This window comes from Plantibacter sp. AC185 (assembly GCF_979258065.1).
Map to the genome: position 1 here is coordinate 1,396,519 of NZ_OZ409831.1, position 14,085 is coordinate 1,410,603.

Sequence of the window (14,085 nt, forward strand, 5' to 3'; positions counted from 1 at the left end):
CCACAGCAAGGACCAACGCATGACCTCACGACGCCGCTTCACCACCTCCCGCGCCGGGCGCGTGGCCCTCGTCGCCGCGACCGCCGCCGCAGCACTCCTCCTCAGCGGCTGCGTCGCGGGCGAGAACGCTCCTGCGGCCGGCGGCGACAGCACCGCCGGCACCACCGAGGGCGGCACGCTCAACATCGACTTCGCGACCTACAACCCGCTCTCCCTCATCATCAAGGACCAAGGCTGGCTCGAGGACGCACTCGACGACCAGGACATCACCGTCAACTGGGTCCAGTCGGCCGGCTCCAACAAGGCGAACGAGGCGCTGCGGGCCGACGCGATCGACGTCGGGTCCACCGCCGGGTCCGCCGCGCTCCTGAACCGGGCGAACGGATCGGCCATCCAGGCGATCGACGTCTTCTCGCAGCCCGAGTGGTCGGCGATCGTCGTCGGCCAGGGCTCGACGATCACGGACGTCGCCGAACTCAAGGGCAAGAAGGTCGCCGCGACGAAGGGCACCGACCCCTACTTCTTCCTCCTGCAGGCACTGGAGGAGGCCGGCCTGTCCGCCTCCGACGTCACGATCGAGAACCTCCAGCATGCCGACGGCTGGGCGGCCCTGCAGAACGGCTCCGTCGACGCTTGGGCCGGTCTCGACCCGATCATGGCCGGCGCCGAGGAGGCGGGCGCGAAGCTCATCTACCGCAACGTCGACTTCAACAGCTACGGCATCCTGGCCGCGACCGAGTCCTTCATCGACGAGCGTCCGGACGTCGCGCAGACCGTCGTGAACGCCTATGAGCACGCTCGTGAATGGGCTGCGTCGAACCCCGACGAGACGGCGCAGATCCTCGCGGACGCCGCTGGCCTCGACCTCGCCGTGGCGACGAAGGTGATCACGGAGCGCTCGAACCTCGACGTCGACCCGGCCCCGGGCAAGGCGCAGGAGCAGGTCCTGTCGATCATCGGCCCGATCTTCGTGGAGTCCGGCGACGTGTCGTCGCAGGACAAGGTCGACGACGCCCTGGCCGACCTCTTCAACCCGAGCTTCGTGGACGACGCGGACCCGTCCGCCATCGGCGCGAAGTAGTCCGGCACCTTCCCAACCTCGGTCCCTGAGCCTGTCGAAGGGCCCATGACCCCGTCCCGAGAGGCTCCCGTGAGCGACCAACCCGGTCTCGGCACCACCGCAGCCGCGGGTGCCCAGGCGACCCAGTCCGGCCGCGAAGCGCGCGCCGTCCTCGGGTCCCGCAGGATCGTCGTCGTCCTCGGCGGCTTCCTCGTCCCCGTCGTCATCCTCGGGGCGTGGCAGCTCGTCACCGCGTTCGGCCTCGTCCCGGCCTCGCAACTCCCGGCACCGGCCGAGGTCTGGGCGGCCGGCGTGGATCTCGCGCAACGCGGCTGGCTGCAGCAGGACGTCGCCATCTCGGTACAGCGGGTCCTCATCGGCTTCCTCATCGGTGCTGTCCTCGGCCTCGTCCTCGGCGCGGTCGTGGGGCTCTCGCGCCTCGGCGACATCCTGCTGTCGACGACCTTCGCGGCGATCCGCGCCGTCCCGTCGCTCGCGTGGGTACCGCTGCTCATCCTCTGGCTGAAGATCGGTGAGGAGTCGAAGATCACGCTCATCGCGATCGGCGCGTTCTTCCCGGTGTACACGACGGTCTCCGCCGCGCTCCGCCACGTCGACAAGCACCTGGTCGAGGCCGGCCGCGCGTTCGGCCTGAACGGTGTCGCGTTGTTCCGGACGGTGCAGCTGCCCGCCGTGACGCCCTCGGTCGTCTCCGGCCTCCGGCTCGCGCTGGCGCAGTCGTGGCTGTTCCTCGTGGCGGCGGAGCTCATCGCCTCGTCCATGGGACTCGGATTCCGCCTGGTGGACTCGCAGAACAACGGCCGGGTCGACCGCATCTTCTTCGTCATCATCGTGCTCGCGCTGCTCGGCGCGGTCACCGATGCGCTCGTCGGTGTCCTCGACCGCTGGATCAAGCGCCGCTGGGGGTAGCAGCCCGCCGAGGCCGACCGTGCAGTTCCCCAGCGCGAACGGCCGAATGTTGCAGCGAAGTCGCTCCTGACGCAAGAAATCCGCACCCCCTCCGCCCCTACGCTCGAAGGAATCGTCACCCACCCCGGGCGACGCCTGCGCACGCGGAAGGAGGTTCACCATGTCGAACGTCGCCACCACCCACACGAAGAGCATCGTCGGAGAGCCGGAGGTCGTCGAAGACGCCGCCGCACTCGTCGGGCACCCGGCCTGGACGGACCTCAAGGCCGCCGCGACTGCGCTGCAGGCCGTCCAGGTGAAGGACGGCTCGATCCCCGAGGCGAGCGACCACGAGTCGGCGGCAGGGCACGTCGCCACGATCGTCGCGAGCGTCCGCACCCTCGCTCCGAACTTCCCGCACGACGCCGAGTACCTCGACGCCCTCGTCGCCGACTTCGACCGCTGGGAGCGCGACGGCTTCGGCGTCCCGGACTTCCTCGACTCGCTCGTCGCCTTCCACCCCGAGCGGCATCGCGTGGACGGCCTGGGACACCTCGTCGTGTTCCCGATGGTCACGCAGAACGGTTCGACCGACCGCCACATCGAGGCCGTGCTCGTCGAGGTCATCTGGCCCGAGTTCATCGCCGCGCTCGAGGCCGGCGACTACACGAACGCGCTCTTCGTGCCGATCCGCTTCCTCGACTTCACGCCGGGTTACGACACGAACTCAGCGGTCCTCTTCCCCGAGACGGTCGCGATGCGCGCGATCCCGGCGTTCACCTGGGGCGCGATCTTCCAGGACCGCGAGGCGGCCCGGTACCGTCGGGTCGTCCGAGCCGCTTCCGAGATCACCAAGCTCGAGCTCCCGGCCGACGCCGCGTCCCTCCTGGACGACCAGCAGCTGGCCGAGGAGACCTTCGTCATGTGGGACCTCATCCACGACCGCACGCACATGCGCGGTGACCTCCCGTTCGACCCGTTCATGATCAAGCAGCGGATGCCGTTCTTCCTGTACTCGCTCGAGGAGCTGCGCTGCGACCTCACGGCGTTCCGCGAATCGGTCCGGCTGGAGCGCACGCTGACGACCCGCGCGGAGACCGAGACGCTCGACGCGGCGGACGTGGCGATCCTCGAGCACGCGAAGCTCGTCCAGTACGCGATCATCTTCGACCGCATCTTCCGGTTCGCCATCACCGGCTCACGCGTCCGGAACTACGACGGCGTCGGCGGCCAGCTGCTGTTCGCGTGGATGCACCAGCACGGCGTGCTGCACTGGACCGACACCAGGCTCACGATCGACTGGGACGAGGTCCCCGACGTGGTCGTGCGGCTCGGCGAGAGCATCGACGAGTTGTACTGGCGATCGATCGACCGTCCGAAGACCGCGCACTGGCTCGCCGCATACGAGCTCGTCCGGACGACGCTGACGCCGCACCCCGCGTCGCAGTGGGCGCGCGGGCTGTCCGACGAGATCCTGAGCGGACCGCCGCGCGGACTCACCGACGCGGTCCTCGACGACGAGTTCCCCCTGTCGATGTTCTACGAAGCGCTCGGCAAGAAGATGGCGGACGTCATCACGTCGACCGCCGGGATCACGGGGCGATCCGCGGCCTGACCCGACCGTGCCGCGGAGGAGCCCGGAGCAGCACTCTCCTGAGTGCCGCTCCGGGCTCTTGTCCGAGTGCCGGACCGCCGCGCTCCGTCGCTCGACGGATGTCCCCGGCGGGGCGTCGCGCTAGCGTGGACGGCATGAGCGAGCCCGCCGTCGACCAGCAGGAGGAACGCCCGGTCGACCCCTACGACGCCGAGTGGCGGCGTCCGGCCGCGACGCCGTCGGAACAGCGATCCGACATCATCCTCGCCATCGCGCTCGGCGTCGGCACCCTCCTCAGCCTGACGCTGTACACGATCGCCGGGTTCTACCCCGAGCCCGCACCGATGTGGGCGTCCGTCCTCTGGGCGATCGGCATCACCGCGCCGCTCGCGTTCCGTCGCCGCTTCCCGTGCTCCGTCTCGATCGTCGTCGCCGTCATGTTCATCGTGGGCGGCACGGTGCTCGTACCCGAAGTCCTCTTCACGAACATCGCCCTGTTCCTCGCGATCTACACGGTCGGCGCATGGGTGCCGAACCGACGTCGCGCTGCGCTCGTCCGCGTGCTCATCATCGTCGCCATGTTCGTCTGGCTGCTCGTCTCCATGTTCATCCAGGCGACCGACCCCGACGCGCTGCCCAGCCTCTCCCGGGTGGGGGTGTTCTCACCCCTCGTGGCGTTCATCCTCATCCAGATCCTGACGAACATCCTCTACTTCGGGGCCGCGTACTTCTTCGGCGAGCGCGTGTACCAGTCCTCCCGGGAACGGGCGGCGCTCGAGCAGCGCACGGCCGAGCTCGAGGCGGAGCGCGCCCGGTCCGCCCGCCAGGCGGTCGCCCTCGAGCGGGTGCGGATCGCGCGCGAGCTGCACGACGTCGTCGCCCACCACGTCTCGGTCATGGGGGTCCAGGCCGGCGCCGCACGCACCGTGCTCGATGCCGACCCGGCCGCCGCGCGGGATGCGCTCACGAACGTCGAGCTCGGCGCACGGAGCGCGATCGACGAGCTGCGCAAGATGCTCGGCACCCTCCGCGCGCACGGCGAACCGACCGACGAGGAGAGCAGCCCGTCGACCGTCGGCGTCGGCCAGCTGGGCCGGCTCGCCGACGAGTCGACGGCGAACGGGCTGCCGACGAGGTTCGAACTCGTGGGCACACCGGTCCCGATCCCGGCCGTCGTGTCGTTCAACCTGTACCGGATCGCGCAGGAGGCGCTCACGAACGCCCGCAAGTACGGCGGTACCACGGCGACGGCCGAACTCAGGCTCCGCTATCTGGACGACGCGGTCGAGCTCGAGGTCACGAACACGGGGACCGTCCCGACGGTGGCCCGGCGCGGTGGGCTCGGACTCATCGGGATGCGGGAGCGCGTGGCGTCGTCCGGTGGCGTCCTCGAGGTCGGGGCACGAGCCCGCGGCGGCTTCCTCGTCCGGGCCGCCATCCCGCTCGGCCGGCCGGGCGACCAGGCGATGGAGCCCGTCGCCGCGTCCATCGCCGACGCCCGCCTCGCCTCCGCCGCCGCAGGACGACCCCAGACCACCACCACGAAGGACCAGGCATGACCGAGCAGCCCACCCGCATCCTCCTCGTCGACGACCAGGAGCTGCTGCGTGCGGGCTTCCGCATCATCCTGGGCTCGCAGCCCGGAATCGAGATCGTCGGCGAGGCGTCGGACGGCGCCGAGGCCGTCGCGCTCGCAACGACGCTCGCGCCGGACGTGATCTGCATGGATGTCCAGATGCCGGGCATGGACGGCCTCGAGGCCACCCGTCGGATCGTCGCGGATCCGGACACCAACGCCGCCGTCCTCATCCTCACCACCTTCGACCGCGACGACTACCTGGCCGAGGCGCTCCGTGCCGGTGCGAGCGGGTTCCTCCTGAAGAACTCCTCGCCGGAGGAACTCGTCGCCGCGGTCTCGGTGGTCGCGGGCGGGGAGGCGCTCCTCTCGCCGGCGGTCACCCGCCGGGTCATCGAGGGGTTCACCAGGCAGGCCCCCGCCGTCGAGGACGCCGTGGAGGATCGCACCGTCCCGGCCGGACCGACGACCGGCGCCGAATACGGGCAGCTGACGGAGCGCGAGCGCGAGGTCCTGCAGCTGGTCGCCCAGGGCCTGTCCAACCAGGAGATCGCGACCACGCTCTTCGTCGGCGAGGCGACCGTCAAGTCGCACGTCTCGAAGGTGCTGCAGAAGCTCGCCCTCCGTGATCGCATCCAGGCGGTCATCTACACCTACGAGCACGGGCTGGCGTCGCCGCGCAGCTGAGGGTTCGCTCCGTCTCCGCGCAACCCCGTCGGTCGGTCGGATGCGAGGAGTAGCGTGACGACCATGGAATTTCGATACCTCGGCAACAGCGGACTCAAGATCTCAGAGATCATCTTCGGCAACTGGCTGACCCACGCCTCGCAGGTGGAGAACGACGTCGCCACGGCGAGCGTTCGCGCCGCCCTCGACGCCGGCATCACCACCTTCGACACGGCCGACGCCTACGCGAACACGGCGGCTGAGCAGGTGCTCGGCGACGCCCTCAAGGACGAACGACGCGCGAGCCTGGAGATCTTCACGAAGGTCTACTGGCCCACCGGCCCGAAGGGGCACAACGACGTCGGGCTGTCGCGCAAGCACATCATGGAGTCGATCGACGGTTCGCTCACGCGTCTCGGCACCGACTACGTCGACCTCTACCAGGCCCACCGCTACGACAGCGAGACGCCCCTCGAGGAGACGATGCAGGCCTTCGCCGACGTCGTCCGGGCGGGCAAGGCGCTCTACATCGGCGTGAGCGAGTGGAACGCCGAGCAGCTGCGCGCCGGCCACGCCCTGTCCAAGGAGCTGGGCTTCCAGCTCATCTCGAACCAGCCGCAGTACTCGATGCTGTGGCGGGTCATCGAGGAGGAGGTCGTCCCGACCTCGCGCGAACTCGGCATCTCACAGATCGTCTGGTCGCCGGTGGCGCAGGGCGTCCTCAGCGGCAAGTACCTGCCGGGCGCAGAGCTCCCGCAGGGCAGCCGGGCCACCGACGAGAAGGGCGGCGCCGACACCATCAAGCGCTTCCTCGACGACGAGGTGCTGACGGCCGTCCAGCAGCTGAAGCCCATCGCCGACGAGCTCGACCTCACCATGGCGCAGCTGGCGCTCGCCTGGGTGCTGCACAACGACAACATCGCCGGTGCGATCGTCGGTGCCTCGCGTCCCGAGCAGGTCACCGCGAACGCCGCCGCGGCTGGTGTGAAGCTCGACGACGCGGTCATCGCCCGCATCGACGAGGCCATCGGCTCCGTCGCCGAGACCGACCCCTCGAAGACGGTCTCCCCGGAGTCCCGCCCCGCCTGATCCAGCGCTCGGCTGGTCCACGACGCCCGGTATCCCCCACTCGACGGAGAAGGGGACCGGGCGTCGTCGCGTCAACCCGTCCTACGGCGGATGCCGGTGGCACACCACGCCGCGTAGCGTGATCGCCATACCGGGAGAACCCGACGCAGGACACTCGGTCCAGCACGCAGATCACAGGAGGCGGCCGATGCTCGAACTCAGCCACATCGACAAGTCGTACGGCGAGCGGAAGGTGCTCGACGACGTCAGCTTCCAGGTCGCGCCCGGCCGCATGACCGGGTTCGTCGGCGGGAACGGCGCCGGCAAGACGACGACGATGCGCATCCTGCTCGGTGTCCTCGCCGCGAACGCCGGAACCGTCACCCTCGACGGCACCCCGCTCACCCCGGAGGACCGCCGCCGGTTCGGCTACATGCCGGAGGAGCGCGGCCTCTACCCGAAGATGCGGGTCGAGGAACAGCTCGTCTACCTGGCCCGCCTCCACGGGTTCACGACCCACGCTGCCAAGCGCAACGCCGGCGAGCTGCTCGAGCGCCTCGGCCTCGGCGAGCGCCGGAACGACGCCCTCGAGAGCCTGTCGCTCGGCAACCAGCAGCGGGCGCAGATCGCCGCGGCGCTCGTCCACGACCCCGACGTCCTCGTCCTCGACGAGCCGTTCTCGGGCCTCGATCCGATGGCGGTCGACGTGGTCGTCGGGGTGCTCAGCGAGTTCGCCGCAGACGGCTCCCCCGTCCTGTTCTCCAGTCACCAGCTCGACATCGTGGAGCGCCTCTGCGACGACCTCGTGATCATCGCCGGTGGCAGGATCCGCGCCTCCGGCTCGCGCGAGTCCCTCCGCGAAGCCCACGCCGGCAACCGCTACGAGCTGCTCACCGCGGCCGACACCGGCTGGCTGCGCGAGCGTCCGGGCATCTCCGTCGTCGACTTCGACGGTGGCTACGCCCTCTTCGACGCCGACGACGCCCAGGCGGCGCAGGCCGTGCTCCGTGAGGCGCTGACCCAGGGCGACGTCACGAGCTTCGCCCCCCTCCGACCCACCCTCGCCCAGATCTTCAAGGAGGTCATCCAGTGACCACGGCAACCGAGTCCCCGATCCAGCCCGCCGGTCGTCGTCGCTCCGGCCCGGCCTCCCCCAGCCTCGTGCAGAGCATCGGTCTCGTCGCCGAGCGCGAGGTCAAGATGCGTCTGCGCAGCAAGACCTTCCTCATCTCGACGGGCATCCTGCTCCTCGTGATCCTCGCCGGTATCGTCGTCGGTGGGTTCCTCGCGAAGAACACCGCCTCGGAGACCACGAAGGTCGCGGTCGTCGGGAACGCGGGTGCGGGACTCGTCGACGGCAAGACCTTCGACGTGACCGAGGCGACCGACGTCGCCGCAGCTGAGGCCCTGGTGAAGTCGGGCGACGTCGAGGCGGCGATCGCACCGGCCACCGACGACAACCCCACCGGCGTCCAGGTGATCTTCGACTCCGAGGCCTCCAACACGCTCATCATGCAACTGAGCGCGCAGCCGCAGGTCACCATCCTCGATCCCGACGCGGACGGCTCCGCGGGCTTCCTGCTCTACATCGTGTCGCTCGGGTTCGGTCTCGTGTTCTTCGTCTCCGCCACCACCTTCGGGGCGTCGATCGCGCAGAGCGTCGTCGAGGAGAAGCAGACCCGCGTCGTCGAGATCCTCATGTCCGCCATCCCCGTGAAGGCGCTCCTCGCCGGCAAGGTGCTCGGCAACAGCATCCTGGCGTTCGGGCAGATCCTGGCGATCGCGGCGCTGTCGGTGATCGGGCTGACGGTGACGGGCCAGACCGAGCTGCTCGCCGGCCTCGGGACCCCGGTCGTCTGGTTCGTGGTCTTCTTCGTGCTCGGCTTCATCCTGCTGGCCGCGCTGTTCGCCGCTGCCGGATCGCTGGTCTCGCGTCAAGAGGACATCGGTTCGACGACGACCCCGATTACGATGCTGATCATGATCCCGTACTTCGCCGTCATCTTCTTCAACGACAACCCGGTGGTGATGACGATCATGTCCTACGTGCCGTTCTCGGCAGCCGTGGGCATGCCCGTCCGCCTCTTCGTCGGCTCGGCGCAGTGGTGGGAGCCGATCCTGTCCCTGCTGATCCTCGCGATCACCGCGGCGCTCGTCATCCTCGTCGGCTCGCGGATCTACGAGAACTCGCTGCTGAAAATGGGTGGCCGGGTCAAACTCTCGGAAGCGCTCAAGGCATGAGCGGGCTCGGCGGGATCGACGAGGTCTTCAACCCGGGCGCCTTCGAGGCCAAGCAGTTCCTCGACGCCGAGCAGCGCCTCCCCGCGCCGGCCCCGCTCGCGGGCGATCCGGCCGGCGACATCTACGGCGACGAGCCCATCGTGCTCGACCTCGTGGACGAGGACGAAGAGGACCAGGACGCCCGGCTGACGCCCGAGCAGGCCGCCGCGCTGGCGGCCGAGCAGCCGGCTCAGCCCTCCGCCGAGGACGAGCAGCAGGCCGCCGTCGCCTCCTCGATCGCCGTGCACGCGCTCGCCTACGAGCACGCGCTCGCGCAGGAGACCCCGGACGCGGAGCCGGAGCCCGGTGCGCACGCCGACGTCGACGCCGCGATCGACGCCGTGCCCGAGGAGGTCGTCACCTCCTCCGACGGCCCCCGTCACGCCGCCGACTGACCCCGTTTCCCGGTTCACAATTCAGGAGCGCCTCGGCGCGTCCCCACCGACACGCACGGTGCGGGCGCACCACGCCCGGGCGCTCCTGAATTGTGAACATGCCCGACGGCGACCCGAGCACGCAGGAAGTCGGCCCGCGATGCACGGAAGCTGCGTGTGGCATGCGCGAGGATGGATCAGTGACCGACTCTCTGCATGACACCAGCATCCGTGGCTTCGCCTCCGACAACTACTCCGGCGTCCACCCCGAGATCCTCGATGCACTCGCGGCGGCCAACGGCGGCCACCAGATCGCGTACGGCGAGGACGACTACACCCGCCGGCTGCACGAGGTCTTCGCCGATCACTTCGGCCGCGACGTCGCCGTGTTCCCCGTCTTCAACGGCACCGGCGCGAACGTCGTCGGTCTGCAGTCCATGCTCCCGCGCTGGGGTGCCGTCATCTCGGCGTCGACCGCGCACATCAACTCCGACGAGGGCGGCGCGCCGGAGCGGGTCGGTGGCATCAAGCTCCTGACGGTCGACGCCCCCGACGGCAAGCTCACGCCCGACCTCATCGACCGCGAAGCGTGGGGCTGGGGCGACGAGCACCGTGCACAGCCGCTCGTCGTCTCGATCACGCAGACCACCGAGCTCGGCACCCTGTACACGCCCGAGGAGATCCGCGCGATCGCCGACCACGCGCACGGTCACGGCATGAAGCTGCACCTCGACGGCGCCCGCATCGCCAACGCCGCAGCAGCCCTCGGCGTCCCACTGCGCGCGTTCACCGCCGATGCCGGCGTCGACGTGCTGTCCTTCGGTGGGACGAAGAACGGACTCATGTTCGGCGAGGCCATCGTCGTGCTCGAACCGTCGGCATCGGAGGGCCTCGTCTACCTGCGGAAGCTCAACATGCAGCTGGCGTCGAAGATGCGCTTCGGTGCGGCGCAGCTCATCGCCCTGCTCGAGCCGGCGGCCGACGGTGGCGACGGGCTCTGGCTCCGCTCCGCTACCCACGCCAATGCGATGGCCGCGCGCCTCCGCACCTCCCTCGAGGCCCTCATCGCCGCCGGCGAGGCACCGGGACTCGGCTTCAGCCAGCCGACCCAGGCCAACGCGGTATTCGCGACCCTGCCAGCGGGCGTCCCCGACCGCTTGCGCGAACGCTTCCGCTTCTACGACTGGGACGCCGCGAAGGACGAGGTCCGCTGGATGTGCTCGTTCGACACCACGGAGGACGACATCGACGCGTTCGTCGCCGCGATCCGCGAGGAACTCGCCCGCGCGTAGCGGCCGGTCACGATGACGGCAGGCCTCTGCGCGTCGACCCCCGATATGGCAAGGTTGGAGATCGGGCTTCCAACCGGATGAGAGAGACGGTCATGCACTATCAGTCGACGCGGGGCCACGATCTGCCCCAGCACTTCTCGGACATCCTCCTCGGCGGGCTCGCCCCGGACGGCGGCCTGTACCTCCCGGCCGAGTACCCGCAGCTGACCGCTGAGGAGCTCGAGTCGTGGCGCGAGCTGTCCTATGCCGACCTCGCGTTCGCCGTGCTGTCGAAGTTCGCCGACGACATCCCCGCCGCCGACCTCCAGGACATCACCCGTCGCACCTACACCGCCGAGGTGTACTCGAACGGCCGCGCCGGCGACGACGCCTCGCTCATCACCCCGCTGCGCACCCTCGGCGAGGAGGGCGGCACCGAGCTGCAGCTTCTCGGCCTCTCGAACGGCCCGACGCTCGCCTTCAAGGACATGGCGATGCAGTTGCTCGGCAACCTCTTCGAGTACACGCTCGCGAAGAGTGGCGACGAGCTCAACATCCTCGGCGCGACGTCCGGCGACACCGGGAGCGCGGCCGAGCACGCCATGCGCGGCAAGACCGGCATCCGGGTCATCATGCTGAGCCCGCACGGCCGCATGAGTAGCTTCCAGCGCGCGCAGATGTTCAGCCTCCAGGACGACAACATCGTGAACCTCGCCGTCGAGGGGAACTTCGACGACTGCCAGGACATCGTGAAGGCCGTCTCGAAGGACGCTCCGTTCAAGGCACTCCACGCCGTCGGTACGGTCAACTCGATCAACTGGGCCCGCGTCGTCGCGCAGGTCGTGTACTACGTGCACGGCTGGCTGCTCGCGACCGACGGTCCGGGCCAGAAGGTTTCGTTCTCGGTGCCGTCCGGCAACTTCGGCAACGTCTGCGCCGGGCACATCGCCCGCTCCATGGGGCTCCCGATCGACCAGCTCGTCGTCGCGACGAACGAGAACGACGTCCTCGACGAGTTCTTCCGCACGGGCGTGTACCGCCCGCGCTCGGCGGCCGAGACCCACCACACCTCCAGCCCGAGCATGGACATCTCGAAGGCGTCGAACTTCGAGCGCTTCCTCTACGACCTCGTCGGTCAGGACGCGACCCGCCTCGGTGAGCTGTTCCGGTCCCTCGACGAGGAGGGCGGGTTCGACCTCTCCGGGACGCCCGAGTTCGAGCGGATCAGCGAGTTCGGCTTCGTCTCCGGTCGCAGCACGCACGCCGACCGCGTCGCCACCATCCGCGACGTCCACGAGCGCTACGGCGTCACGATCGACCCGCACACCGCCGACGGCGTCACGGTCGCCCGCCGCCACCTGCGCGAGGGCGTCCCGATGCTCGTCCTCGAGACCGCGCTGCCGGCGAAGTTCGCCGAGATCGTCCGCGAGGCGCTCGGCGAGGAGCCGGAGCGTCCCGAGGCGTTCGAGGGCATCGAGGGGCTCGAGCAGCGCTTCGAGATCGTGCCGGCCGACGTCGACCGCATCAAGGCGATCATCGTGGAGCACACCGGCCGCTGACCCACCCCGGTCCCTGAGCCTGCCCTGGTCCCTGAGCCTGTCCCGGTCCCTGAGCCTGTCGAAGGGCACCGCGCTGTCGACACCGCGTCGGGTCCGGCGGGGAGCACGGAGGATAGGCGTCCGGCGGCCCTGAGCCAAGCCCCCGCGACGTCTCGGCGTCCGGCCTACGCTGCCGTCATGAGCAATCCCATGGATCCAGCAGCAGCAGACGCCCAACGCGACGCCCTCGCCCACGGCGGCCCGGGGGCCCAGGCACACGTGCCCGGTGAGGACCAGACCGACAGCTCGGTCGGCGGTGTCGTGCCCGACGGCGGTGCGGTCGACCGCTCGGCCGACGACGCGGCCCCCGGTGACGGCGGCCTGAGCAACGCCGGCGACGGCGTCGGTGGTGACGACGTCGTCGGCGATGCGGGTCTGGACGACGACCTGGACACCGAGGACGCCGTCGAGGACCTCGACGACCAGGACGACCTCGCCGACCGCGCTCCCGTCGGCGACAGCTTCGGCGAGGGCCCGGAGTAGCCCCCCGGTCCCTGAGCCTGTCGAAGGGCACTCCCGCCCCAGCCACCCCCGGTCCCTGAGCCTGTCGAAGGGCACTCCCGCCCGAGCCCCCCCCCCCCCCGGGGCCCTGAGCCTGTCGAAGGGCGCTCAGGGGATGAGGATGAGCTTCCCGCTCGGGTGACCCGACTCGCTCTCGCGGTGCGCCTCGGCGGCCTCGGCGAGAGGCCGGACGGTGCCGAGCTCGAAGCTGAAGCGCCCCTGTTCGACGAGGGACGCGACCGCCGGGATCGCCTCCGCCCGCCAGGCCTGTTCCTGCGACGTGAGCGGGAGCGGGTTGCCGCCGGACCACGCTTGGATCCCGAGGCCGGCCGCCTTCGCACCGACGACGATCGTGCCGATGTGCTGCCGGTCCTCGACCAGCTCGAACGAGGCCTCGAGCGCCTCGTCGGTGCCGACGGCGTCGAGCACGCGGTCGACGCCCTGCGGGGCCGCCTCGCGCACGCGCTCGACGAGCCCGGGACCGTAGGTGACGGGGATCGCCCCGAGCTCCCGCAGGCGTGCGTGGTTCCCCTCGCTCGCGGTGGCGACGACGGTCGCTCCCCACGCCACGGCGAACTGCACGGCGGCGTGCCCCACCGAGCCCGATCCACCGTGGATCAGGAGGGTCGTCCCCTCGGTCACGCCGAGCGACCGGAGCGCCTGGTAGGCCGTGCTCACGGGGATGCCGATCGCCGCCGCCTCCTCGAAGGAGATGGCCGCCGGTTTGCGGATGATCTGGTCGGGCGTGACGACGACGTGGGTCGCGTACGTCCCGGAGGCGTTGACGACGACGACCTCGTCGCCGATCGACCAGCCCTCGACCCCGTCGCCGACCTCGACGACGACGCCGGCGCCGTCGCTCCCGACGCGTCGGGTGCCGTGCAGCTCGCCGCCGCGGACACCGCTGCGGAGCTTCCAGTCGATCGGGTTCACGCCCGCGGCGCGCACCTGGACGACGAGTTCGCCGTGGCCCGCCTGAGGCGTCGGCACCTCGACGAGTTCGAGGACGTCGGCCGGGCCGAGCTCCTGGTACTGGATGACGGTCGCCATGTCGTTCCCTTCTCGAGACGCGCCGTGCGCGCTCCTGATCGACGTCCGCCGCGCATCGCGACGGCCCTTCGAGGCTACTCCCGACGCTCCTCCACAGCCCCTCGGAACATCCGGACCATGACGTCGCATGACCCGCGG

13 protein-coding genes are annotated in these 14,085 nt (G+C 70.2%); 12 read left to right on the top strand and 1 reads right to left on the bottom strand.

Going from position 1 to position 14,085, the window contains the following annotated elements; all coding sequences use genetic code 11:
• Positions 1 to 19: 19 nt before the first annotated feature.
• The 12 genes from ACZZZB_RS06595 (at position 20) to ACZZZB_RS06650 (ending at position 12,879) form a co-directional block, all read left to right on the top strand.
• The gene (locus ACZZZB_RS06595) at positions 20 to 1,081 is read left to right on the top strand and encodes an aliphatic sulfonate ABC transporter substrate-binding protein (protein WP_194643781.1); all 1,062 of its coding nucleotides are present in this window, start codon (positions 20 to 22) and stop codon (positions 1,079 to 1,081) included.
• Positions 1,082 to 1,126: 45 nt separating this feature from the next.
• Complete coding sequence (locus tag ACZZZB_RS06600) at positions 1,127 to 1,990, top strand: ABC transporter permease (RefSeq protein WP_463529229.1); 864 nt, start codon at positions 1,127 to 1,129, stop codon at positions 1,988 to 1,990.
• A gap of 160 nt (positions 1,991 to 2,150) precedes the next feature.
• On the top strand, positions 2,151 to 3,584 hold the full coding sequence (locus ACZZZB_RS06605) for a DUF6421 family protein (protein WP_137242380.1): 1,434 nt from the start codon (positions 2,151 to 2,153) through the stop codon (positions 3,582 to 3,584).
• Between the two features lie 134 nt (positions 3,585 to 3,718).
• Positions 3,719 to 5,122 (top strand): histidine kinase, encoded by a 1,404-nt coding sequence (locus ACZZZB_RS06610; protein ID WP_463529230.1) that lies wholly within the window; start codon positions 3,719 to 3,721, stop codon positions 5,120 to 5,122.
• Complete coding sequence (locus tag ACZZZB_RS06615; protein ID WP_191940432.1) at positions 5,119 to 5,826, top strand: response regulator; 708 nt, start codon at positions 5,119 to 5,121, stop codon at positions 5,824 to 5,826. Before ACZZZB_RS06610 ends, ACZZZB_RS06615 begins: the two co-directional genes overlap by 4 nt.
• 63 nt (positions 5,827 to 5,889) lie before the next feature.
• Positions 5,890 to 6,894: an aldo/keto reductase family protein gene (locus ACZZZB_RS06620; RefSeq protein ID WP_064295523.1), complete on the top strand. Its 1,005-nt coding sequence runs from the start codon at positions 5,890 to 5,892 to the stop codon at positions 6,892 to 6,894.
• Positions 6,895 to 7,081: 187 nt separating this feature from the next.
• Positions 7,082 to 7,966, top strand: coding sequence for an ABC transporter ATP-binding protein (locus tag ACZZZB_RS06625; RefSeq protein WP_137242383.1), 885 nt, complete (start codon positions 7,082 to 7,084; stop codon positions 7,964 to 7,966).
• On the top strand, positions 7,963 to 9,114 hold the full coding sequence (locus tag ACZZZB_RS06630; RefSeq protein ID WP_426738368.1) for an ABC transporter permease: 1,152 nt from the start codon (positions 7,963 to 7,965) through the stop codon (positions 9,112 to 9,114). The genes ACZZZB_RS06625 and ACZZZB_RS06630 overlap by 4 nt, the downstream gene beginning before the upstream one ends.
• Positions 9,111 to 9,548: a hypothetical protein gene (locus ACZZZB_RS06635; RefSeq protein WP_137242384.1), complete on the top strand. Its 438-nt coding sequence runs from the start codon at positions 9,111 to 9,113 to the stop codon at positions 9,546 to 9,548. The genes ACZZZB_RS06630 and ACZZZB_RS06635 overlap by 4 nt, the downstream gene beginning before the upstream one ends.
• Before the next feature lie 161 nt (positions 9,549 to 9,709).
• Complete coding sequence (locus ACZZZB_RS06640; protein ID WP_192004470.1) at positions 9,710 to 10,819, top strand: threonine aldolase family protein; 1,110 nt, start codon at positions 9,710 to 9,712, stop codon at positions 10,817 to 10,819.
• 92 nt (positions 10,820 to 10,911) lie between these two features.
• On the top strand, positions 10,912 to 12,357 hold the full coding sequence (gene thrC, locus ACZZZB_RS06645; RefSeq protein WP_079704979.1) for a threonine synthase: 1,446 nt from the start codon (positions 10,912 to 10,914) through the stop codon (positions 12,355 to 12,357).
• Positions 12,358 to 12,534: 177 nt separating this feature from the next.
• Positions 12,535 to 12,879 carry a hypothetical protein gene (locus ACZZZB_RS06650; RefSeq protein WP_463529231.1) on the top strand — a complete coding sequence of 115 codons (345 nt, stop codon included), beginning with the start codon at positions 12,535 to 12,537 and terminating at the stop codon, positions 12,877 to 12,879.
• Between the two features lie 126 nt (positions 12,880 to 13,005).
• Here the strand turns inward: ACZZZB_RS06650 and ACZZZB_RS06655 are convergent, their stop codons facing one another.
• A complete protein-coding gene (locus ACZZZB_RS06655; protein WP_463529232.1) occupies positions 13,006 to 13,947 on the bottom strand; it encodes an NADP-dependent oxidoreductase in 942 nt (313 codons plus the stop codon).
• Positions 13,948 to 14,085 lie beyond the last annotated feature (138 nt).